Raw genomic sequence first — 22,651 nt, 5'->3', positions numbered from 1 at the left:
CTATTCACTCAGTTGTTAAAGAAGCAAAGTCGCAATGCTCCATGAAGGGCATCCAATCAACTAGACTGCTTCCAAAAACTATTTTTTTATTTTTGTCGGCTATTGCCTTAAAGGTACTTAACTTTTGTACCGATTGCAAAAAAAACACCAAAGACCCTGTTAATTCTGATAATATAAATTTATGTCGCTTCTATCAAAACAGGGGCAATAAATGAATTGATGGATGAGGGAGATGGAAGATGAAGACGATTAATGTACTGGTAACCGGAATAGGTGGGCCGACAGCACAAGGTCTGCTGCGCGGTTTTCAGGGAAAAGACGACGTACATACCATCGGCGCAGACCGCCGCACGCTGACGTCGGGCAATCAATTTTGCGACAAAACCTATCAAATCCCTCGGTATACCGATGAAAAATTATATAAGCAGGCAATTTTAAAGATTGTGGAAGAGGAAAAAATCGATGTAATATTCCCTTCCCTACACGAAGAAATTGCCTTATACCATGAGTTCCGAAGTGAGTTGGATGTTCTTGTGGCATTGCCTGAGAGCAGGAACTTTGAGGTGCTGAATGATAAAGAAAAAACGTATGAGTTTCTCTTGGAACATGGCTTGTCCCAATACATACCTAAATACGTCGGTTTTACAGGAACACAACACATACATAGGATACTGAAAGAATCATTCCCAGGGGAACCATACGTCGTAGTAAAAGAAGTGACAGGCTACGGGTCCATGGGATTCTCTATTGTCACCAACCGGGAAAATTATTTATCGGCTTTGCGGGCTGGCAAAAATAAATTCGTCAATGCAGACGATTATTGTGACCTGGATCCCAGCAACCGGCGAATTGCAATGGAGTATCTTTCCGGCAAGGAGTACAGCGTTGACGTGCTGATCCATGACGGGAAAGTGGTGACTGCTGTTCCACGGGAGCGGACAGGTGTTTCAAGCGGAATTGTGCTGGACGGAAAAGTGGTTTATAACGAAGCCTTGATCCGTGCAGCCACTCTAATAACAGAGGAGCTGGCGGACAAAGGGTTTTTGAATCTGCAATTCTTCAAAACCGATGATGGCTATAAATTGACGGACGTCAATGCTCGATTTTGCGGCAGCCAAGTGATGAGCCTTGGAGCGGATGTCAACTTTCCGTACCTGTATCTTCAGTACAATTTGCTGAACGAACGTGCAGAAGTCCAGCCACGGTGGAATACACGCATGATCCGTTTCCGGGATCACTTCTTTATCCACGAAGATTAACTGGCAGCTTTCGGATAACAAAGCTGCCAACTAAACTATAGACGTTCGAATTGGGGTTCCTATGAAAAAAGCAGTCATACTCATCATGGTGTTAACGATTTTCTCTAAGTTCATCGGTTTTTTCAGGGACATCACACTGTCGTATTTTTATGGCGCCTCCGGGGTCAGTGATGCCTACTTAATTTCATTGACGATTCCGACCGTCATCTTTGGCTTTGTCGCTACCGGGATATCAACCGGCTATATTCCGATGTACAGCCGAATAGAAGAGAAAGACGGCAAGCGCGCCAGCAAAGACTATACGAACAATCTGCTGAATATCCTCTTCGCCTTGGCGACTGTTGTTGTCATTGCCGGGTTGGTTTTCACAGAAACATTGGTTAAGCTTTTCGCCAGCGGCTTTACGGGCGATATTCTCGAATTGGCAACTACGTTCACGCGCATCAGCATCGTGGGAATTTACTTCACGATGGCCATCCGCATTTTGAGCGCCTATCTTAATATGAAGAAGTATTACGTGGTGCCGACACTGATCGGGTTGCCGCTCAATATTGTCCTCATTGCATCGATAGTCCTCAGCGACCGGTATGACTTTATCCTGCTGTTGGCGATCGGCAATGTAGTCGCCATTATCGTCCAGTTTGTGATTTTGCTTTATTTTGCCTACCGGAAAGGGTTCCGTTATCAATTCATTTTCAATTTAAAGGATCAGCACATCAAAAACATGCTGTTTCTTGCGATACCGGTCATTATCGGTTCTTCGGTCAACCAAATCAATAAACTGATCGACCGCACCCTGGCATCGCAAATATCCGTTGGGGGCATTTCTGCATTGAATTACGCCAATACGCTTAATTTATTTGTTCAGGGAGTGTTTGTCGTTTCCATTTCGACGGTCATGTATCCGTTGATCTCAAAAATGGCTTCCAAAGGCAATTTGGATGGCTTGAAAAAAGCGCTGGCACAAGCGATCACAGGCATCAATCTATTGGTCATTCCCGCGACAGTGGGCTCTTTGTTCTTTGCAGAACCGATTGTCACTTTGCTGTTTGGCCGGGGTGCCTTTGACGAGCAGGCTATTGCCATGACTTCTGCTGCCTTTTTCTTTTATTCGATCGGCATGATCGGCTATGGCTTGCGGGAAGTGCTGTCACGGGCGTTCTACTCCATGCAGGATACACGGACCCCCATGATCAATGCGGCGATAGCTATGCTGCTGAACATTGTGCTGAATTTTATCTTATCCAAATACTTGGGAATCGGCGGACTGGCGTTAGCCACCAGCATCGCGGCCATTTTCGGAACCTTCCTGCTGTATATCAGCCTAAGGAAAAAAATCGGTCCGCTGGATATGAAGAATATCTCCATGCCTTTTGTGAAAATTTCATTGGCTTCACTGGCAATGGGCGGATCCGCGAAACTTCTCTATGAATTTCTATTGCCGGCAGCCGGACTGAACTTGTCGCTTATCACAGCAATCCTGTTTGCTGGTGCGATTTACTTTGTGCTTGTCTCTCTGATGAAAATAGAGGATGTCGACGATTTGATGGCCGGATTGCGCAGAAAGATTTTGAAACGGTAAAATTGAGTTTTTTGTAAACATTTAAAGCCTCCTTTCTGAAAAGAAAAGAGGCTTTTTTCACATGCAATTAAACCGACTCTCTCTGTAGAAGCCCGAATCCTTATTCGTATTGCGAAAACGCCCATCCAAGCGCATACTTAATAACGGAATAACTGATTAGGAGATTGATGATATGCTGCATAATTTATAGTCTGAAAAGCCTGTAACCCGGAACTGGATTTTACAAAAAAAACGTCTAACTTGTAAATCTGGGGGTAAACTACTCCAATCTGGCCAATGGGCTCAGCACTGTCTTTGGCTGGTCAAAATGCAAAGGGGATGAAAAGAATGGAAGACAAACAACCGATTCGCTTGACTGAACGCCTGCACGTAATTGACGGGTTTGATTTGGGGCTGCCCGAACGGACCGGCACCTATGTTATTGCTGAAGAAAAACTGACACTTGTTGACACTGGCGCGAGTCCTTCCGTGCCGCATGTCAAAAAAGGTTTGGCTGCTTTGGGGTACGCGCTTGAAGACGTCAAATACATAATCGTCACACATGTCCATTTGGACCATTCCGGTGGGGCTGGCCTGTTGCTTCTGGATTGTCCGAACGCTATCGTAGTGGCCCATCCAAAAGGCGCCCGCCACCTGTCCGATCCGAGCCGGCTGGCAGCAGGAGCGCGGCAAGTTTACGGCGATCAGTTTGATGAATTGTTTGACCCCATCGTCGCCATTCCGGACGAACGTTTATTGATAAAAGCAGAGGGGGACCAGCTCCAAATCGGACCTGACTGCACGCTGGAATTTTGGGATACCCCAGGGCACGCAAACCACCATTTCAGCATTTACGATCCAGTCAGCAATGGCATGTTCGCCGGGGATACGGTTGGCATACGCTATGACCAATTGGCAAGAGAAGGCATTGAACTGTATTTGCCGTCAACGTCGCCTAACCAATTCAATCCTGAAGCCATGAAACAAGCCATGGAACGCATGGCAGCGGCTCAATTTGATGCCATCTACTTTGGACATTTCGGCAAAACCGATCAGCCTGAGCGGGCACTGCACCAGTCAGCGGAGTGGCTGGACGTGTTCGTGGAAGAAGGAAAAAAGGCATTCGCAGCCGAGCTGGATCCTCAACAATTGGCAGACCGCTTGTTTGAGCGGGTCCAGGCTCATTTGAGAACCAAGGGTATACCGGATGGGCACGAAGTTTATCCGTATATCCGTCTGGATATGCAAGTCAGTTCCATGGGCATATTGGATAGGCTGTCAAAGCAAAAATGAAGAGCTGTCTCATAGCTACACAATATAAAACCGGCAAAGAAAAGCAATCCTTTTCTTTGCCGGTTTTTAAACGGGCTGACGGGAATGGAAGCGGTGCAAGCCCACGGAAAGCGTCCGCTGTAATGTACGCCAGCCCCTCCATTTTTGTGCAACCGAAAGTATTGTGATGGGGATTAAAGAAAATCACAGCGGGTATTCTATGGTTAACGACAAGTTAAGGAGTGGACAAAAATTATGAATAACGATAAAAAGAACGATGCGAAAGAAGAAGAGCACGAAGAATTTACGGGCAGTCCTGAGCAGCAGTTTCCGGATTTTGAAGCTGAAGGCCAACGGGATCAGCAAAAAGAACAGAATGAAAAAGAAAAACTTATCGAAAAACAAAAACCTTCCGATGTATGAATAATTTAAATTTATGCATTCGTATAATGAATGTTTGAATATTTTATTATTCATCAAAAGAATGGATTGTATGATGAGTGATTTAAGTTGAAGCTGTTTATCTATCCACCCCTTAAGGGTAAAGAAAAAACGTACAGTTGAATAAAACTGCATTTTTCACCCACATCTGAAATTTGCGGGCGTTTAATGAATGGAAGTTATCAGTGAGAGGTGGAATTTTTAATTATGCAATTATTAACGGAAAAGACTGCATTTATAACAGGTGCAGGAAAAGGCATCGGAAGGGCTACGGCGATAGCTTTGGTGAACGAAGGCGTCAACGTCGGGCTGATCGCACGGACAGAAGCAGATTTAATAAAACTTGCAAATGAAATTAAATCGCTGCGTGGCCGCGTAGCATATGCAGTAGCGGATGTTTCCGACTTAGAGCAAGTAGAAGCGGCTGTTGAAAAATTAACCGCTGAACTTGGAACCGCTGATATTTTAATCAACAATGCGGGAATCGGCAAGTACGGTCCATTTTTGGAGTTGGAGCCGGAAGACTGGAAGCGGGTCATTGATGTCAACTTAATGGGCATGTATTATGTGACCCGTACTGTGCTGCCGCAAATGATCAAGAAAAACGGGGGAGACATCATCAACATTTCCTCGAGTTCCGGTCTGCGAGGGTCAGAAGGTTCGAGTGCTTACAGTGCATCGAAGTTCGGGGTGCTGGGCATGACAGAATCGCTGTCGCAGGAAGTCCGCAAAAACAACATCCGGGTCTTTGCCTTGACGCCAAGCCGGGTTGTTACAGACTTAACGTTCAAAGAAGGCGAAACCGAGAAAGAAAAAGAAAAGTTCATGCAGCCGGAAGATATAGCGGAATACATGGTGGCTCAGTTGAAGCTGCATCCACGAATCTTTATTCCGACTTCCAGCCAGTGGGCGACCAATCCATTTTAAATCATAGAAAAAACGAGCCGAGGAAAAATTTCCCCGGCTCGTTTTTTTTATTTAATTGAAAGCTTCGTTACGTAGTCTTCAACTTCCTGTGAATTGCTCAGTGCCAGAATGCGGTCTGTATGCTGAGCCATTTCAGCTTTGGACAGTTTGCTGATCTGCGAACGGGCTTTAAGAATTGACGAGGCACTCATCGAGAACTCATCCAGGCCAAGGCCGAGAAGGATCGGGATCGCAATTTCGTCTCCCGCCATTTCTCCGCACATGCCAGTCCATTTGCCTTCACGGTGCGAGGCATCGATGACCATCTTCACCAGGCGCAAGATGGCCGGGTTGAATGGCTGATACAAATACGACACGCTTTCATTCATGCGGTCTGCGGCCATCGTGTACTGGATCAGGTCATTTGTACCAATTGAGAAGAAATCAACTTCTTTGGCAAAGGTATCTGCCATGACAGCCGTCGATGGAATTTCGACCATGATGCCGACTTCGATCGAATCACTGACTTCTACGCCTTCTGTCTGCAGCTTCGCTTTTTCTTCCAACAGAAGGGCTTTGGCCTCGCGGAATTCATCAAGTGTCGCAATCATCGGGAACATGATTTTCAAGTTGCCGTGTACGCTGGCACGCAGCAATGCACGCAGCTGCGTCCGGAACATATCCGGCATCTCCAGGCATAGGCGAATTGCGCGCAAGCCGAGGAATGGATTCAGTTCTTTCGGCAGATCCAGGTAGGACAGCTCTTTGTCGCCGCCAATGTCCAGTGTGCGGACAACGGTCGGTTTGCCTTGCATGCCTTTTAAGACAGATGCGTAGGCTTCGACTTGCTCGTCTTCGGTCGGGAATTGGTCACGCCCCATGTAAAGGAACTCCGTGCGGTACAAGCCGATTGCTTCGCCGCCGTTATCGACAACACCTGCAATGTCTTTTGGTGTACCGATGTTAGCGCCGATTTCAACGGCCTGGCCGTCAGCGGAAACGGTTGCTTCGTTTTTCAAGACGGCCCATTCCGCTTTTTGCTCGTCATAGGCTGCTTGTTTGTTTTTGTATTCTTCAATGACACTGTCTTCAGGCGCGATTATAATCGTACCATCCAAACCGTCCACGATGACAATCGTGCCATTTTGGATGTCCGCCATTGCTGTTTTAGCGCCGACCACGGCCGGAATTTCCAGTGTGCGCGCGAGAATTGCTGAGTGGGAAGTGCGCCCGCCGATATCGGTGATAAAGCCTTTTACAAATTGGGCATTTAACTGAACCGTATCAGATGGCGTCAAATCTTCTGCAATAATAATAACTTCATCCGAAATCATGCTTGGGCTTTGGATAGTGACACCGAGCAGATGGGCCAATACACGTTTTCTGACGTCGCGGATATCTGCGGCGCGTTCTTTCATGTATTCATTGTCCATTGCTTCAAACATGGAGATGAACATATCTGTCGTTTCCTGCAGCGCAAATTCTGCATTGACTTTGTCTGTCGTGATTCGTTCCGTAATCGGACCGACCAGTTCAGGGTCGCTCAGGACCAGCAGGTGAGCGCCAAAAATCGCTGCTTCCTTATCGCTGATCGTCTCGGCTGTTTTCTTTTGGATCACTTCAAGTTCAGCAATTGATTTTTCCAAAGACGACGTCAATCGCTCCAACTCACCGTCGACATCCGAAATTGTCCGCTTATCCACATTCAATTCCGGATTCTCTAAGCGAAAAGCTTTAGCGATGGCTATTCCATTCGATGCGGCTATTCCGGACATTGTTTGTGTCATTGGTTTGAAATCCCTTCAGTCTTCATAACTTCCGCTGCTCTTTCGACAGCTTCGTTTTCGTCTTCGCCATCAGCTGCAATTGTTACTACTGAACCGCTAGGAATGCCCAAAGACATGACACCTAAAATGGATTTCAAGTTTACTTTTTTGCCGTTGTGTTCAATTGTAATGTCTGACTTGAATTTTGATACTGCTCCAACTAATGCTGATGCCGGACGTGCGTGCATACCTGCTTCGTCTGTGATTGTAAATTGTTTTTCTACCATGATTAATTTCCTCCTTTAGTGGGTGCAATCATTTTTGTTCATCCGCTGACCGAATATGACGGCTTTTGAGTGAATGAAAATAAAAAATGACGTTTTTTGATTGCTTATGAACGATTATGATTGATTGTGGAAGCGATTTCAAGTATTATCTATTTAACAGAACTTTTACTCTATTAAAGAGAAGGTGATAACTTGCTGACCAACGAACGGCATGCCTATATTTTGGGGCTGCTGGAAGAAAAGCAGACAGTCAAAATACAGGAACTGGTGGAATCGACAGGTGCATCGGAATCCACGATCCGAAGGGATTTGACCGATCTCGAGCAATCGCAAAAACTCGAGCGTGTTTTCGGCGGCGCTATCCTGCCAGGAAGAAATCTGATGGAACCCAGCATTTCGGATAAATCCACCCGGTTTCTGAAAGAAAAAATCAGGATAGCGGAATATGCCTCCTCGCTCGTTCAACAAGGAGACAGTGTCTTCCTGGATGCCGGCACCACGACCTTTCAACTGATTCCGTTTCTAAAAGACAAGGATCTGGTGGTCGTGACCAACGGGCTGACACTCGTTGAAGCTCTTAACGAGCAAGGCATCACCACCTATTTGACCGGTGGATTGATGAAGCCGCGAACGGGCGCATTTGTCGGTTCCCATACGATCCAGGCTTTGCAGAATTATCGGTTTGACGTCTGCTTCCTAGGCATCAACGGTTTTCATCCGGACTATGGCTACACGACGCCGGACCCCGAAGAAGCAGCGGTCAAACAGCTGGCCAGTCTCTTAGCGCGCAAGACCTATGCGCTCGCTGATCATTCCAAAGCCAATAAAATCAGTTTCGCCAAGATTATGGATTTGGACCGCGCCACTTTAATTGTAGATGAAATTACCAAAGAAGCCAATGCTGGGCTCCAAAAAAAGACAATAGTAAAGGTCGTGACACCATGATATACACCTGCACAATTACGCCTTCCATCGATTACACAGTATATGTACCCGAATTTGAAAGCGGGAAACTGAACCGTTCTGAAGAGGTTTACTACTACCCCGGAGGAAAAGGCATCAATGTATCCCGCGTCCTGAAGCGGCTGGGCATCTCCAACAAAGCGCTTGGCTATGCCGGCGGCTTTACCGGCAACTATATAGAAGAATTTCTAAAAAATGAAGGGGTCGCTGCGGATTTTATCCAGACAGCCCAAATTACCCGCATCAATGTCAAAATAAAATCGGATAAGGAAACCGAGCTGAATGGCCCGGGCCCAGAACTGGACGCGGCGCAACTGGCGGCATTGACCCAAAAAGTACAGGCAATGAACGAGAATGACTGGTTCGTTTTGGCCGGCAGTCTGCCAGGCTCTATCCCTGCCGATTACTTTGTAGAGCTGGCGACCATCTGCCAGGCGAACGGAGTCCGGTTTGTGCTTGATACGTCCGGCCCGGCACTGGAAAGCCTGGTGGCTACACCGGTTTTCCTGATAAAGCCGAACCAGCAGGAACTGGGTGAGTTGTTTGGCGTGGAGATCACGAGCCTCCGGGATGCCTACTTTTATGCCAGCAAGCTAGTGGCACAGGGAACTGAACATGTTGTCGTTTCCATGGGCGGAGACGGGGCGCTGCTCGTAACCAAAGACACAGCCCTGATGGCGAAAGCGCCGCAAGGGACTGTCGTCAACACCGTCGGTTCCGGCGATTCGCTGGTATCCGGCTTTATCGCTTCCTATGCGACAGACCAAGATCCTGCGCTGGCATTCCGCTATGGTGTTGCAAGCGGCAGTGCAACCGCTTTCCGATCGGATTTATGCCGCAAGGAAGACGTTGAAAAATTGCTCGCGGAAGTAGAGATTTACCCATATGAAGAAAAGGATGTGACGAAATGAAAATCACTCAGCTTTTAACTGAAGAAACCATTGTCCTGAACCTTTCCGCCACCACAAAACAAGAGGTGCTGGAAGAACTGGCGTCTCAATTGGACCGCGCCGGCAAATTATCGGACAAACGTGCATTCACGGCCGCTATTTTGGAACGCGAAAGCCAAAGCACCACCGGCATTGGGGACGGCATCGCCATTCCGCACGCCAAGTCATCTGCGGTAAAATCGCCAGCCATCGCATTTGGTCGTGCAACTGATGGACTTGATTTTAAGTCGCTGGATGGCCAGCCGGCTAACCTGTTCTTTATGATCGCTGCAAGCGAAGGCGCAAATGATGATCATTTGGAGGCGCTGTCACGCCTCGCTACGTTCCTGATGGATGACAAATTCCGCACGAACATCCTGGCAGCCCAGTCAAAGCAGGAAGTGCTCGATGTAGTCTCTGCTAAAGAGGCATCGGTTGATCAACCTGAAACAGCAGCGGAAAATATTCCGGCTGACAGCACCCAACAGAAAATTTTAGCGGTTACCGCTTGTCCGACCGGTATTGCGCATACGTATATGGCGGCTGAGAAACTGAATGAACGCGCCAAAGAACTGGGCATCGCGTTGAAAGTGGAAACCAACGGCTCGAGCGGCGTGAAAAACCGGTTGACCGCTGAAGACATTGCCGGAGCGGATGCCATTATTGTAGCGGCAGACACGAAAGTCGAAATGAGCCGTTTTGACGGCAAACCGGTAATCCAAACGGGCGTCGGCAAAGCGATCTACGAAACGGACAATTTGTTGAACCGTGCCGTAACAGGTGATGCACCGACCTACAAGCACGACAAATCAAAAGACGAAGCCGATACGGGTGAAACCAAAGGCGGATTTTATAAGCACTTGATGAACGGCGTATCCAATATGCTGCCGTTTGTGGTCGGTGGCGGTATCCTCATTGCCATCTCATTTTTCTGGGGCATCAACGCTTCAAATCCTGACAGCCCTGAATACAATGAATTTGCTGCTATGCTCAATACCATCGGCGGCGGCAATGCCTTCTTCTTAATGGTTCCAGTACTTGCCGGCTTTATCGCCATGAGTATTGCTGATCGTCCCGGATTTGCACCAGGTATGATCGGTGGTTTGATTGCCATTACGGTTACCGGTGTTGAAGAAGCAAACGGTGGTTCCGGATTCCTTGGCGGATTGATCGCTGGTTTCCTTGCCGGTTATGTGACGCTGTTGGTCAAAAAAGTGTTTTCCGGTTTGCCGAATTCCTTGGAAGGCCTGAAACCGGTCTTATTCTATCCAGTCTTTGCAATCGCCATTACCGGTATCGTCATGATGCTTGTGAATCCACAGCTGACGAAAGTCTACACTGCTATTTCTTCTTTCCTTGAAAGCTTAGGCGGCACGAACTTGGTGCTTGTCGGATTGCTGCTTGGCGGCATGATGGCGATCGATATGGGTGGTCCCATCAACAAAGCAGCTTACACATTCGGCATTGCGATGCTGGATGCGCAAAACTTCAACTTTATGGCAACGGTCATGGCGGCCGGAATGGTTCCTCCGCTTGGTTTGGCACTTGCTACGACGCTATTCAAAAATAAATTCACGAAACCGGAACGTGAAGCCGGCAAAACGGCATACGTGCTCGGTGCCTGCTTTATCACAGAAGGCGTGATTCCGTTTGCCGCAGCCGATCCGGCTCGTGTCATCCCAGCTACAGTAGCGGGAGCATCCGTCACTGGAGCATTGGTGATGCTGTTTGATATCGGGCTGCGCGCTCCTCATGGCGGCGTCTTTGTTGTCGGTCTGGTTGACGGCGGCGTTGGCAGCATCTTGATGTATGCTGTAGCCATTATAGCCGGTGCGGTCGTAACTGCACTTGTTGCTGGTACATTGAAAAAACGTGTGGCAGTAGCCGCATAATCTCCAACCGTTTCAGGACTGACATCCTGAAGCGGTTTTTTGTTGTAGAAAATGCAAAAAAATCTCTCGGAAAAGGGGAATCACGACTGATTTTAATAGAATTTGGGTATTGAATAAATACAGTTGGAGCCGCAGATGGAGCCGTTTAAGGATAAATGAGGGGGAAGAGGTGAAAAGTTCGATTACAGTGTTTTTAGGGGATCTCGTGGGAGCAGTTGGTATTTGATCGTCCTTAAACTTGACCATTATAAGAGTGCAATGAATTTACAAACAGCAGGCAATGCTGGGTATCGGTTACACAAGAGAAAGGAATAACACGACCGGAAGGAGCGGCTGGCAATGACAGCAGTAAAAAACACTGATTTTTTCTGCCATTTCAATAGTGCTTTCTTTCACGGAGACCGGCAATTTATTGAAGATCATATTTCGGAGGATGTTGTGTGGACCATTATCGGTTCAGAGCCAATCATTGGGAAACCGGCATTTTTGGATGCAGCATTTGGATTAGAGGACGGCTATCAAGACGTGGATTTTGTTATTGACTTTTCTGTCGCTTCAAATGGGGAAGCTGCCGTAAAAGGCACCATGAAAAAGAAAGGGAATGCCGGCCAACCGAAAATTTATGCCTACTGCGATTTCTACGTCATGGACGGCAAAAAAGTTAAAGAACTGACGACTTTTGTCATCGAAATAAAAGAATGAATAGTTGGAAGTTGTTCCCCTATGAAGGTGTAGGGGTTTTTTACTGCATAAATTTGGTTTTGAAAGATGGGTAATGGGTTTTCGGTTATAAATGTAGTTACTTACATAAGGGTTTATAAAATCAATTCAAATACAGCCACTAAGTAAAAAAATAGGGTATACAAGACCCAAATCTAAAATTCTAAAAAGGGGTGTCTGCATGAACATCAGTCGATTGGATCATTTGGTTTTGACCGTTGCATCCATTGAGAAAAGTTGTGCATTTTATGAAGAAGTACTGGGTATGGGGATTGTCCGTTTCGGGGAAGGGAGGACTGCGCTAACGTTCGGCCAACAGAAAATCAATCTTCACGAAGCAGGCAATGAATTTATACCCAAAGCGGCTCGACCGACAGCGGGAAGCGGTGATCTGTGTTTTATCACTGAGACAGCGCTGCCTGCTGTGATGGATCATTTAGAGGCGTCGGGTATATCGGTTGAAGAAGGGCCGGTTAAACGGACAGGCGCACAGGGAGAAATTAACTCTCTTTATATACGGGATCCCGATGGCAACCTGATTGAATTGTCGAACTACTGATATGGATCCTTTAACCCCTCTACGCCAAGCTTTTCGGGTGAGCAGAATGCCGTTTTGTGTTACTATGGAGGAATATTAACAATTAATCGAGGGGTGACTAAATATGACCATTGTTTGCCTGATTCGCCATGGTGAAACCGACTGGAATGCCCAGGGAAAAATTCAGGGGAAAACGGATATCCCGTTGAATGCAACCGGTACACAGCAGGCCGTGCAATGCGGGGCGTATTTAGCTGCCTCTGACTGGGACCTCATCATCACAAGTCCGCTCCAGCGCGCACGGCGCACCGCTGAAATTATCAATAAAACCCTGGAATTGCCGCTTGTCGAAATGGAAGAGTTTGCAGAAAAGCATTTTGGCGACGCGGAAGGTTTAACCTTTGAAGAGCGCGCCCTTACTTTTCCTGACCGGCTTTATCCGAACCAGGAAGATAATAGTTTGTTTAGTGAGCGTTTAGCTACGGGCTTGAAAATTATCAATGACCGTTATCCGGACAAGCGGGTTTTGCTCGTTTCCCACGGCGGCGTCATCAATGCCTTGCTTGGCAAATTGTCTGATGGCGAAATCGGATCTGGCAAAACACGCCTGTTGAATGCCTGCCTGAGCCATATTCATTTTGACCAGAACAATTGGGTGATCCAAAACTACAACCAGGTTAGCCATTTGGAGCCTTCCATGAGCGAGCGGTAAGTTTTAACTTTTAACAAGCAGCATCAAAGAACCACCCCCGCACCCGGCATTAAACCTGGTACGTGGGTGGTTCTTTATTTTAAAGAGTCATTTGGTTTTTAATTGGAAAAAGGTTACACTGAAAATGACGGAACATTCGGGCTTCTTAAACCTGTTGGGGGGGGTAGATATGAATTGGATCATTATATTTTTCATCACAATTGGGATAACAGGACTTTTAATGCTGTTTAATGGCGTTAAGAATAGGTCACTGGGTTTATTGCTTTTTGGTGGTGGTGCATTGGTGGCTCCGTTCCTTTTCTTTGGCAATTTAAGCTTCCTGCTGCCGATGATCCCGCCGACTGTGATGGGAATTCTCTACCTGACCCAGAAAACACAGGATAAGGCGTAACTTTAACTTATCAAGGATTCAACTTTTAGATGAAAGGAATGAACGTGATGCCATCCTGCCAAAACTGCAACTGCCAATGGAGTTGGATTGAGACGCTTAAACTGAGTTTTAAGGGCAACAAGCTATGTTCGAATTGCAGCAAAAGACAATATGTTTCAGTAAAATCGAGAACAGGACCTTATTTCTTTTATATGATTCCTGTAGTTATCCTGGTGGCATCAGGTTCATTATTCGATTGGGTTCAGGTTTTTTATATTTTGTCAGGAATTTTGCTGGTTCTGTTCTTGCTGGTTATTCTTCCCTTTACGATCAAACTGTCAAACAAGCAGGAACCGCTTTGGTAGAAATCGAGCCAACACCCCGAGTCGAGAGAAACTCTGGCATTCCAGGGCGCTTCCCAAATCGGGGTGTTGGCTTTTGTCATTTTTTCTCTGCCGCTCTTTTGTCTTTGTCCATGCGCGAAACGTATACAGCCAGCGCTCCCATGAATAGGGCTGAATTGAACCAAAATACCAAGTCAGCCAGCATGCCGTTAAAAACCAGTGTGTTCACTGCAGTAATGGCATGCATCACAATAATGAGCAGGATCAGGATGGTTGCCGTCTTCATTCGATCACTCCGTTCCTGTTTTCATTATAGACATGCTGGTGATAAATTCAAGCTGTTGTTTCCAAACAGACTGTCGTGAACAGCGATCACACGAGCCAATCTCTATAACAAGAAGACGACGCGTGAATATCGGCCCTGCTCATGGGATAATGTCTGAGAGACAGTCAAAACTGGAGGAGATATAAATATGGTGAAATGGAAAGAAGAAATGACTATTGATGCTTCGATTGAAAATGTCTGGAGCTTGTTCCAAGATGAAAATATCCAAAAACTCATGCCGAAAGTGGAAGAGCATATCCTGCTGGAAAACAGCCCTGATCAGCTTGGGGCCAAACATGCCCAAAGCTACCACGAAGGCAATCAACTGCAGACCTATATTGTTGAAACGGTGGGCTACGAAGACCTGCCGGAAAAGAAGCTCAAGCAAACCCAATTTGACATGGGACAAAGCTTTCAAGTGTTTTATTCATTTACGCTTTTGAAAGAAGGGGAAAACAAGACAAGGTTCATTTACGAGGGGACCAATAAGGGCAAAGGGCTGATGGGCAAGGCCATGCTGCTGTCCGGCAGCAAGAAGACCCGCCAGCAGACCGTAACGGCATTTATGGAGCGCGTGCGGGACGAAGCTTTGAAATTGTAGACAGGGGGGATCTGGATGGTCCAGTGGAGTGAACAACGTATAATCGATGCGCCCATAGACAAAGTATGGGATTTGTTTTCAGATGAACAGCTGCAGCTGATTATGCCGCAGCTGGAAAAGCATCAATTGGTTGAAGGGCCGCCCAATCAAGTCGGTTCCAAATACGCACAGCAAAACCGGATGGGCCAACGTGTGGTGAGCTATGTCATGGAAATCACCGCATACGAGGACTCCCCGCAGCAAAAGCGAAAAGACATCGGTTTTGTCGCGGCTGGATTATTCCAAATTTCTCTAAGTTTTGCGCTGTCCCGAATAGACGAAGAAAAGACCCTTTTTGTGTACAGTGGATCGAATACAGGGGCCAACCTGGTCGGACGGACCTTGCTGAAGCTTGACAAGCAAAACAGCAGCCAGCAGGAAGTGGAAGAACTGATGGTGCGGGTGGCAGAGGCGGCGGAATCATGAAAATTTACATCATCGGTTCTGTAGGGAGCGGAAAAACCACGTTGGCTCGTCAATTATCATGCCAATTGAATATTCCACATTTTGAAACAGACAATTTTGTTTGGCAGCGGCAGGAAGGGGGAGACATCCGCAACTCCGAATCTGTGAGAGATCTGGAGTTTATTTTTGCAGTTGAACAGGCTGACTGGATCATTGAAGGGGTCCATATCGGCTGGACAGAAAGGGCTCTCCAGGAGGCTGACGCCGTCGTTTTTCTGGATATACCATATCACACGAGAACGTTTCGTTTCATTAGCCGGTATCTGAAGCAGAAGGCCGGGAAAGAGCAGTCCAATTACAGACCAAGTCTAGCCATGCTCAGAAAAATGTATGGATGGAACCGTTATTTTGAAAAGGTCATGAAACCGGAATTCATGCAGCAGCTGAAATTCTTCCCTGAAAAAACGGCAGTTCTGACAAACCAACAGGAAATTGTAGAGTTCAAGGAAAAATTTGGTCGCAACTAATTTAATTGCTTTTTCTCGTTACCCATGTAGCAATCTACATAAGGAATATATACTAAAATCAAAAACGGTAACAACAAAAAAATAACATCATCAACTTACATAAAAATCACAATAAAAGAGACCAATAAAATCACGGTCAAAACTGCACTATTTTGAAAAGCTATAGATGACAATAGTCTGTAAAATTTTGTATCATGAAGAAAAAGTGCAGGGATATATAAATTCAAGCATAGGGGGGAACATAGCATGATTAAAGTATATGAAAAAGATCAGGTGCTGTGCGTGGAAGGAATTCTTGATAAAACCCGCAGCAAAGTATTTGTCTATTTGGTTGATGGCATGCTGATTGATACGGGTGCTGAAAAGCTGCAGGAAGAGTTGAAGGATTTTTTCAAGAATTATTCATTTGATCAAGTGGTGTTGACGCATCATCACGAAGACCATACCGGTAATGCAGCGTGGCTGCAGGAGAATAGAGGCATTCCGCTCTTTATCCATCCGCTCGGTATAGAGAGGTTGGAAGTGGACGGAGAATACCCGAACTACCGCAAGATTACGTGGGGCAATCGCAAAGCGTTTCGAGCACAGCCACTTGGCAACCAAATCCGCTCCCGTACACTCGAGTGGCAAGTCATCCATACACCGGGTCACGCAGACGACCACGTTGCTTTGTTTCACGAAGCAACCGGACGCCTGTTCACCGGGGACTTGTTTGTGTCTCCGAAAACACGGGTCATGATGAAAAGCGAGTCGGTCCCGCTCATATTGGCATCACTCCGGACGTTATTGGCGTTGCCATTCCAATCTGTGTTCTGCAGCCATGCGGGATTTTTGGAAAATGGCCGCGCTTTGCTCGAACAAAAATTGAAGCATCTGGAAACTCTCCAGCAAACCATCACCGGGCTCTATGCAGAAGGCATGCACCCAAGCGACATCGATCGCCAGCTTTTTCAGAAAACGTATCCGATTGTCGAGTTTTCAAATAGGGAATGGGACACCTGCCATATCGTTTCATCTGTCGTCGCAGATTATGATATTAAAAAGAACCGGCATTTGCGTCCGCGTGCAAACACGTTGGGAATTTTGAAAAGAGGGGATAAAATCCTTTTGGAACAGCAATTTGTGGCTCATTCAGGCAGGGACGGCCCTTTTTACCGGCCGCTGGGTGGCACGATCGAACTTGGTGAACCTTCCGCTGATGCGTTGAAGAGAGAATTTCAGGAAGAAATCGGTGCCGACGTCCGTATTGTACGCTATATGGATGTCCTGGAAAACATATATACGCTGAAACAACAGGTTTTTCATGAAATCACGCTTGTTTATGAAGTCGAATTTGAAAATGACCACCTATGGGATTTTGAATCTTTTGCGGTTACTGAAGGGAGCAAACAGACGACTGCGAAATGGGTCAGTTTGGAAGAGCTGTCTCTTGATGAGACAACCCTTTATCCGGTCGGCTTGCTGGACCTGATCCAGAAGTTGCCGGAGCCTGTTCAGCCAAAACCGTGATGGAAAAGAATATTTGGCAAAGTTTTGGTATACTGAAGAAATTAAACCGGCCTGTTGCTGGTGAGGATTGGTGTTGAGATAGAAATGCCCTCCATGAACTTTTTCATTATGTTACTGGAACTGCTGGCAGTGGCTCTATTCATTTATTACGTAAGCGGCCGTTTGATGGGTTCAAAGGTCAATTTCACGAAACGAATCCTTTCGGTCCTGTTGGGGGTCAGTTTAACAACCTTTGTGTATTGGTACTCTTATTTGCGCTATACGGATTTTTTAAGCGAAAACATTGTTTTTGCCGTTATGGACGCCAGCTCCATCATTTGGATCGGCAGCATGCTGCTGATTTCGATGCTGTTTTACCTTTTCTTTGAGCTTTTCGATCCCATCGAACTCGGGGAACGGGGAGAACGCATCACCGGCCAGAAATTCATCTACCACCGGCTGCGGCACCGCTGGATGCGCCAGAAACGCCTCAGCCAGGTGCTCGAAATTGCTGTCAGAAACGGCTTTTCCCGGACGATCCGCTATGCGCGCCACCGGGAAAGCAACCGGGATTTTGCCATTGCTTTCCGCGATACGCTGGAACAAAGCGGCGGAATCTTCATCAAGTTCGGGCAAGTGCTGTCTACACGCACTGAGCTGTTTTCTCCGGTCTTTATCGAAGAACTGGAGACACTGCAGCAGGATGTCAAACCGCTGACCAGTGAGCAAGTGACAATGATTTTAAAGAACTCTTTATCGGCAAGTGTCGAAGATGTTTTTTCGGAGTTTGACATGGAGCCACTGGCTGCCGGTTCAATTGGCCAGGTGCACCGGGCTGTCTTGAGGCAGACGCAGGAAAATGTGGTTATCAAATTGCTGCGCCCTGAAGTAAAAGGCATTATGCGCAACGATTTGGACATTTTGGTTGAATTTGCTGATTGGGTGGCCAGCAAATCAAAATGGGCCGAGAATATCGGCTTCCGGGAACTGGCTGTTGGTTTTGCAAACGGGCTGCGGGAAGAAATCAATTTTGAAATTGAAACCCGCAACACCATCCAAGTCGCCAATGCCTTGAAGAAAAGCGATTACCCGGTTAAAATTCCTCATGTTTACCGGGAGTTCAGCAACGACAACCTGATTGTCATGCAGTATTTTAATGGAAAAAGCATTTCCAGAGGGGAAGCCGTATTCGATCAGTTTGATGTGGACCAAAAAGAATTCGGCCGCACCGTGTTGTTTTCCTTTTTCGAACAAATGCTGTTTTCCGGAATTTTTCACGCCGATCCGCATCCCGGCAACATTTTCATCGATCAACAAGACGGCAAGCCCATCCTATTGGATTTTGGTGCTGTCGGACGGCTGGCCGCTCCACAGCAGGACGGGCTGAATTTATTCATCATCGGGGTCCAGCAAAATGATGCAGAAGTCATTTGTGACGCCATCAACGTGTTAGTGGAAGACAATAGCCAGATTGACCGCCAAAAACTGGAACAGTCGGTTGGCCAACTGCTGCTGAAAATCGCTTACGTCGATAAAATTCAGACGGAAGAACTAATTCATGCCATGTTCGATATTGTACGCGAGTTCGGTTTGGCATTTTATCCCTCTGTGGGAATGGCACTCCGGTCTTTGATTAGCTTAGACAGCACGCTGCACACTATTGACCCGAAATTCGATATGTTTACAGAAGCAAAAGTGTTTGCGAAAAAATACAAAACTGCAGTTTTGAAAAAGCCGTTTACTGAACCGCGTGAAACGAAACAACGTCTTGAAGAGGAACTGGCATTGCTGATTCCGGAAATGATGAAATTGCCCAAGCGCGCTGATCAGTTGATTCAACGCATCGAAGGCGGGAAAATCATCCTGCATCACGACGTCTTTTCTGACAAACACAATGCCAATTTCGTCCTGCAACTTTTCTCCCGGTTTGTGCTTTTGATGTCAGGCATCACGTTCGGACTGGTTTCAGCGGCCTTATTGGCCATAGCACAGTTTATCAATACGGAGTATGCTGTCTATCTAAACACCGCCGCATATACGGGACTGTTCCTGTGTGTGATCCTGCTGGTCAGGTTGTCCATTCAGGCGATACGCGATATGAAACGAAGCACTACATGAAAAAGCTGCATCCTAAATTAGGGTGCAGCTTTTTCTATTGGCTGTTTGCATTAAGATTCATTTACGATTACCACACTTAAATTACAAGAATGCTAAAAAAATGAGGGTGAGTACAAAACTAATGACGAGTGATGCCAGCCATTGAAACTCACCATCTGTGCCTAACAGTTTATTAACGATTATGCTAATCAGAAATATGGCTAAAAACACAACTGCAAAAGCCAGTAAAAAATAAATCAGCAAAGCGTTCCCAACCTTTCATGGTGACTTATGCAAAAAGACTATACAGTGACCACTGCTCAAAGGGAGGCAGCAGCTGATATAGATATAACGATGAAAACAATCAGATATAGATAACCGATTTTCTTCATGCCATATCGGATTTTTTCTACACCAAAAGATAAGAAAGCTATCGCAATTAATGCAAACATCAGGGGTGGAGAAATGGCAAGGCGATCACTGAAGAGTCCGAGCAATGCTGCCAACAGAACCAGAAATGCCAAGCCTAGATTGAATTTCCCTAGCACAATCGTTCACATTCTTTCTCATACGCTTTCATATTTTTACCTTATCATACTTTTAAAGCCAATTGCATCGGTATCTTCTATATTAACTTTTTCTAGCAGTGGGTAAGGAAAGAGGATTTTGATTTGAAGCTTAGTTTATTGACATATCGAACCATCTCGATATACAATCCGGGTATGGATAATTTAAATGAGTTGGATGTATTTAAAGCTTTGTCGAATAAGACCCGTCTGGATATACTGAAATGGTTAAGAGAGCCTGAAAAGAACTTTCCGAAACAGCAAGCGCATTTGCCGAAGGAGGTAAGCATCGAAGGTGGCGTCTGTGTCGGAGATATTCAGGACAAGGTAAATTTGTCCCAATCGACGGTTTCCCATTACTTGTCCATCATGCAAAAGGCAGGATTGCTGGAAGCCGTACGTTACGGGCAGTGGACGTATTACAGACGGAACGAAGAGACCTTGGCTAAAATTGCAGAATTCGTGAAACAGGAGATTTGATTCCTTTTGGAAAGCAAATCTCTGTGTACTTTTCATATCGATTATTCTAGATATATCTATATTTATAGTTTGCAGCCTTTTTGAAAAGGGCAGGGAACACGAACCACAAATAAACTACGAAGTTGGAGTGACCGTTTTATGGCAGCACGTGCAAAAGAAGATTTATTAAACACCAAGCAAAAAGTATTGGCTTTTACATTAACCTTATTGACCTTTGTCATGGGGACAAGTGAATTTGTCATTGTGGGACTGTTGACAGAGGTTTCAAGTGATTTGAATATCACATTGGCTACCGCCGGAACATTGATTTCAGGATTTGCGATAGCCTATGCAATCGGCACACCATTATTGACCGCCTATGTCAGCCGATTTCCTAAATACCCGTTAATGCTTTTATTCATTTCCATTTTTATCGTCGGCAACGTTATCAGTGCATTGTCAGGATCTTATGAACTGTTGATTGTTTCACGAGTGGTTACGGCTGTAGTCAGCGGTGTGCTGATTGCGATATCGATGAGCATTGCGAGCGACACGATGCCCGAAGCCAAGAAAGCATCGGTTATAGCCCTGGTTTTTGCCGGATTTACCATCGCCAATGTTCTCGGTGTGCCTTTAGGGACATTTATTGGGCAGCTCGGCAACTGGCAATTGACGTTTTGGTTTACCGCACTGTTGGGTGTCGTCAGTCTAGCCATCAGCATCTTTGTTATTCCAAAACATTTGCCGGTTGAAAAAGCATCTGCTAAAGAGCAATTGAAATTATTGACGAATCCAAGAATGGTGCTGGCATTCTTTATTCCAACATTCGCCATTGCAGGTACTTACACGGTTTATACGTATATTACGCCGATTTTAGAAGAAGGGCTGGGAATCCCGACAAGTTACATCAGTGTCATTTTGTTGGCTTATGGTGCATTTTCTATCCTCAGCAATGTATTGGCAGGGAAAATTGCCAGCCATAACGGCATCAGCAAGCTGCGGTTTGTGTTTATCGCTCAAGCCATTATCCTGGGATCGCTGTTCTTTACCATGCAATCGACCATTGCTGGACTCATCAGCATCATGTTGATGGCGGTGATGATCTACGTGATGAACGCCACGATTCAGCTGTATTTGATGAATTTGGCAGCTGTGTATTTTCCAGCCGCAAAAGACTTTGCATCATCATTGACCCCAGTAGCCGTTAACATCGGCATAGCGCTTGGAGCGACACTTGGAGGCTATGTAGTAGCCAACGCCAGCTTGATTCACTTGTCGTGGGTCGGCGGACTGTGTGCGCTAATCGCATCCGGACTGGCATTCATCAGCTACCGGTTGGATCAAAAAGAACAAACAGTAAGCAAACCTGCATACCAAGGTTCAGGATTATAAGGAAAATTGACACTCAGCATGGGGCTGGGTGTTTTTTTGTGTTATTAAACCAGTAAGTAAAGTTGATTGAGACAAGAAAGAATATGTATACATAAATAATGGTGATGATCTGAAGTGGTTTGGCGGAAATTTTGCTGCTGATGTCGACGAGCATGCTTAGCAGTGGAATAAATAGCAAAATGTGAGACAAACTTGGATTTTGCAGTTAGCACCAGCGGTACAAAGAAGCAGCAATTGAATCAAGAAAGTAAATCAAAATAGAAATGGCAACTAGATTAGAAATTGTTAAGTAAGAACATGAATAAGCTTAATTGATTTTTACTTTGGTTGGGATGCTCATTATGGATCATATGGAAAAAAAGTTCCTGCGAATGATAGATGATGCGTGATAAATTTAAAACTGAATTTACAGGTGGATGAATGAAGAACAGGATTAAGCGCAGTATATATTCAGGCTGGTTGTTAAACGAGTTTAGAAGATTAGGTAAGAGGAGAGTTGATGGAACTTAGCCAATTTCTTTGAATTTCAATTTAAGTTTACATAATATAAATTATCGGAAGTAACGTTTCATTCAATAAGTATACTCATGACAGTGAGACGAAACCGTTTTTCCGGCCATTTCGGGCCATTTTTACGAATTTCCCGTTATACGCTGTTTGCTGTGTATTTCTATATACTGTTACAAATTTTATAGCTGGATCCAGTAGCTGAGAAATTTAAATGTCACCGGAAAATCCCTCAGCAACTTATAGCTGTCAGATCCAGTTTTAAAAAACATTTGCAGTGTTGAG

At 45.8% G+C, this 22,651-nt stretch carries 23 protein-coding genes; 20 read left to right on the top strand and 3 right to left on the bottom strand.

Going from position 1 to position 22,651, the window contains the following annotated elements:
- The first annotated feature begins 239 nt into the window (after positions 1-239).
- The 5 genes from QOZ98_RS00755 (at position 240) to QOZ98_RS00735 (ending at position 5,460) form a co-directional block, all read left to right on the top strand.
- Positions 240-1,259 (top strand): ATP-grasp domain-containing protein, encoded by a 1,020-nt coding sequence (locus tag QOZ98_RS00755; protein WP_308785649.1) that lies wholly within the window; start codon positions 240-242, stop codon positions 1,257-1,259.
- 61 nt (positions 1,260-1,320) lie between these two features.
- On the top strand, positions 1,321-2,841 hold the full coding sequence (gene murJ / locus QOZ98_RS00750; protein ID WP_142830012.1) for a murein biosynthesis integral membrane protein MurJ: 1,521 nt from the start codon (positions 1,321-1,323) through the stop codon (positions 2,839-2,841).
- Positions 2,842-3,168: 327 nt separating this feature from the next.
- Entirely contained in the window at positions 3,169-4,113 is a 945-nt protein-coding gene (locus QOZ98_RS00745; protein WP_308785648.1) for an MBL fold metallo-hydrolase, read from the top strand.
- Positions 4,114-4,347: 234 nt separating this feature from the next.
- Complete coding sequence (locus QOZ98_RS00740; protein ID WP_308785647.1) at positions 4,348-4,515, top strand: hypothetical protein; 168 nt, start codon at positions 4,348-4,350, stop codon at positions 4,513-4,515.
- A gap of 225 nt (positions 4,516-4,740) precedes the next feature.
- Complete coding sequence (locus tag QOZ98_RS00735; protein ID WP_308785646.1) at positions 4,741-5,460, top strand: 3-ketoacyl-ACP reductase; 720 nt, start codon at positions 4,741-4,743, stop codon at positions 5,458-5,460.
- Positions 5,461-5,507: 47 nt separating this feature from the next.
- On the opposite strand, the gene ptsP is transcribed toward QOZ98_RS00735, so the two are convergent.
- Together ptsP and QOZ98_RS00725 are read right to left on the bottom strand one after the other, a co-directional pair.
- Entirely contained in the window at positions 5,508-7,226 is a 1,719-nt protein-coding gene (gene ptsP / locus QOZ98_RS00730; protein WP_308785645.1) for a phosphoenolpyruvate--protein phosphotransferase, read from the bottom strand.
- Positions 7,223-7,492: a phosphocarrier protein HPr gene (locus QOZ98_RS00725; RefSeq protein ID WP_308785644.1), complete on the bottom strand. Its 270-nt coding sequence runs from the start codon at positions 7,490-7,492 to the stop codon at positions 7,223-7,225. Before QOZ98_RS00725 ends, ptsP begins: the two co-directional genes overlap by 4 nt.
- A 192-nt stretch (positions 7,493-7,684) precedes the next feature.
- Between QOZ98_RS00725 and QOZ98_RS00720 the strand changes: the two genes are divergently transcribed.
- The 8 genes from QOZ98_RS00720 to QOZ98_RS00685 all read left to right on the top strand — a co-directional run bounded on the left by QOZ98_RS00720 (position 7,685) and on the right by QOZ98_RS00685 (position 13,981).
- On the top strand, positions 7,685-8,437 hold the full coding sequence (locus QOZ98_RS00720; protein WP_142830026.1) for a DeoR/GlpR family DNA-binding transcription regulator: 753 nt from the start codon (positions 7,685-7,687) through the stop codon (positions 8,435-8,437).
- On the top strand, positions 8,434-9,366 hold the full coding sequence (gene pfkB, locus QOZ98_RS00715) for a 1-phosphofructokinase (protein WP_308785643.1): 933 nt from the start codon (positions 8,434-8,436) through the stop codon (positions 9,364-9,366). The genes QOZ98_RS00720 and pfkB overlap by 4 nt, the downstream gene beginning before the upstream one ends.
- Positions 9,363-11,276 carry a PTS fructose transporter subunit IIABC gene (locus tag QOZ98_RS00710; protein ID WP_308785642.1) on the top strand — a complete coding sequence of 638 codons (1,914 nt, stop codon included), beginning with the start codon at positions 9,363-9,365 and terminating at the stop codon, positions 11,274-11,276. Before pfkB ends, QOZ98_RS00710 begins: the two co-directional genes overlap by 4 nt.
- 339 nt (positions 11,277-11,615) lie before the next feature.
- Positions 11,616-11,978 (top strand): nuclear transport factor 2 family protein, encoded by a 363-nt coding sequence (locus tag QOZ98_RS00705; protein WP_308785641.1) that lies wholly within the window; start codon positions 11,616-11,618, stop codon positions 11,976-11,978.
- Positions 11,979-12,177: 199 nt separating this feature from the next.
- The gene (locus QOZ98_RS00700) at positions 12,178-12,555 is read left to right on the top strand and encodes a VOC family protein (protein WP_308785640.1); all 378 of its coding nucleotides are present in this window, start codon (positions 12,178-12,180) and stop codon (positions 12,553-12,555) included.
- Between the two features lie 103 nt (positions 12,556-12,658).
- Positions 12,659-13,246: a histidine phosphatase family protein gene (locus tag QOZ98_RS00695; protein WP_308785639.1), complete on the top strand. Its 588-nt coding sequence runs from the start codon at positions 12,659-12,661 to the stop codon at positions 13,244-13,246.
- 169 nt (positions 13,247-13,415) lie between these two features.
- Complete coding sequence (locus QOZ98_RS00690; RefSeq protein ID WP_308785638.1) at positions 13,416-13,637, top strand: hypothetical protein; 222 nt, start codon at positions 13,416-13,418, stop codon at positions 13,635-13,637.
- A gap of 29 nt (positions 13,638-13,666) precedes the next feature.
- The gene (locus QOZ98_RS00685) at positions 13,667-13,981 is read left to right on the top strand and encodes a TIGR04104 family putative zinc finger protein (protein ID WP_308785637.1); all 315 of its coding nucleotides are present in this window, start codon (positions 13,667-13,669) and stop codon (positions 13,979-13,981) included.
- Positions 13,982-14,057: 76 nt separating this feature from the next.
- Here the strand turns inward: QOZ98_RS00685 and QOZ98_RS00680 are convergent, their stop codons facing one another.
- Positions 14,058-14,246 (bottom strand): hypothetical protein, encoded by a 189-nt coding sequence (locus QOZ98_RS00680; protein ID WP_142830044.1) that lies wholly within the window; start codon positions 14,244-14,246, stop codon positions 14,058-14,060.
- 187 nt (positions 14,247-14,433) lie between these two features.
- Here QOZ98_RS00680 and QOZ98_RS00675 point away from each other — a divergent pair, with 187 nt between their 5' ends.
- From QOZ98_RS00675 to QOZ98_RS00645, 7 genes are all read left to right on the top strand, one after another.
- Positions 14,434-14,886: an SRPBCC family protein gene (locus QOZ98_RS00675; protein ID WP_308785636.1), complete on the top strand. Its 453-nt coding sequence runs from the start codon at positions 14,434-14,436 to the stop codon at positions 14,884-14,886.
- 15 nt (positions 14,887-14,901) lie between these two features.
- Positions 14,902-15,351: an SRPBCC family protein gene (locus tag QOZ98_RS00670; protein WP_308785635.1), complete on the top strand. Its 450-nt coding sequence runs from the start codon at positions 14,902-14,904 to the stop codon at positions 15,349-15,351.
- Entirely contained in the window at positions 15,348-15,857 is a 510-nt protein-coding gene (locus tag QOZ98_RS00665) for a P-loop NTPase family protein (protein WP_308785634.1), read from the top strand. The genes QOZ98_RS00670 and QOZ98_RS00665 overlap by 4 nt, the downstream gene beginning before the upstream one ends.
- Positions 15,858-16,103: 246 nt before the next feature.
- Entirely contained in the window at positions 16,104-17,366 is a 1,263-nt protein-coding gene (locus QOZ98_RS00660; RefSeq protein ID WP_308785633.1) for an MBL fold metallo-hydrolase, read from the top strand.
- Between the two features lie 93 nt (positions 17,367-17,459).
- On the top strand, positions 17,460-19,463 hold the full coding sequence (locus QOZ98_RS00655; RefSeq protein WP_308785632.1) for an ABC1 kinase family protein: 2,004 nt from the start codon (positions 17,460-17,462) through the stop codon (positions 19,461-19,463).
- 701 nt (positions 19,464-20,164) lie between these two features.
- On the top strand, positions 20,165-20,488 hold the full coding sequence (locus tag QOZ98_RS00650) for an ArsR/SmtB family transcription factor (RefSeq protein WP_142830091.1): 324 nt from the start codon (positions 20,165-20,167) through the stop codon (positions 20,486-20,488).
- A 138-nt stretch (positions 20,489-20,626) separates the two neighbouring features.
- A complete protein-coding gene (locus QOZ98_RS00645; RefSeq protein ID WP_308785631.1) occupies positions 20,627-21,859 on the top strand; it encodes an MFS transporter in 1,233 nt (410 codons plus the stop codon).
- Positions 21,860-22,651: the final 792 nt, after the last annotated feature.

Source organism: Planomicrobium stackebrandtii (assembly GCF_030814955.1).
Classification (GTDB): domain Bacteria; phylum Bacillota; class Bacilli; order Bacillales_A; family Planococcaceae; genus Planococcus; species Planococcus stackebrandtii.
Note: the sequence above shows the minus strand (reverse complement) of the source record. Positions and strands in the feature narration are given on the sequence as shown.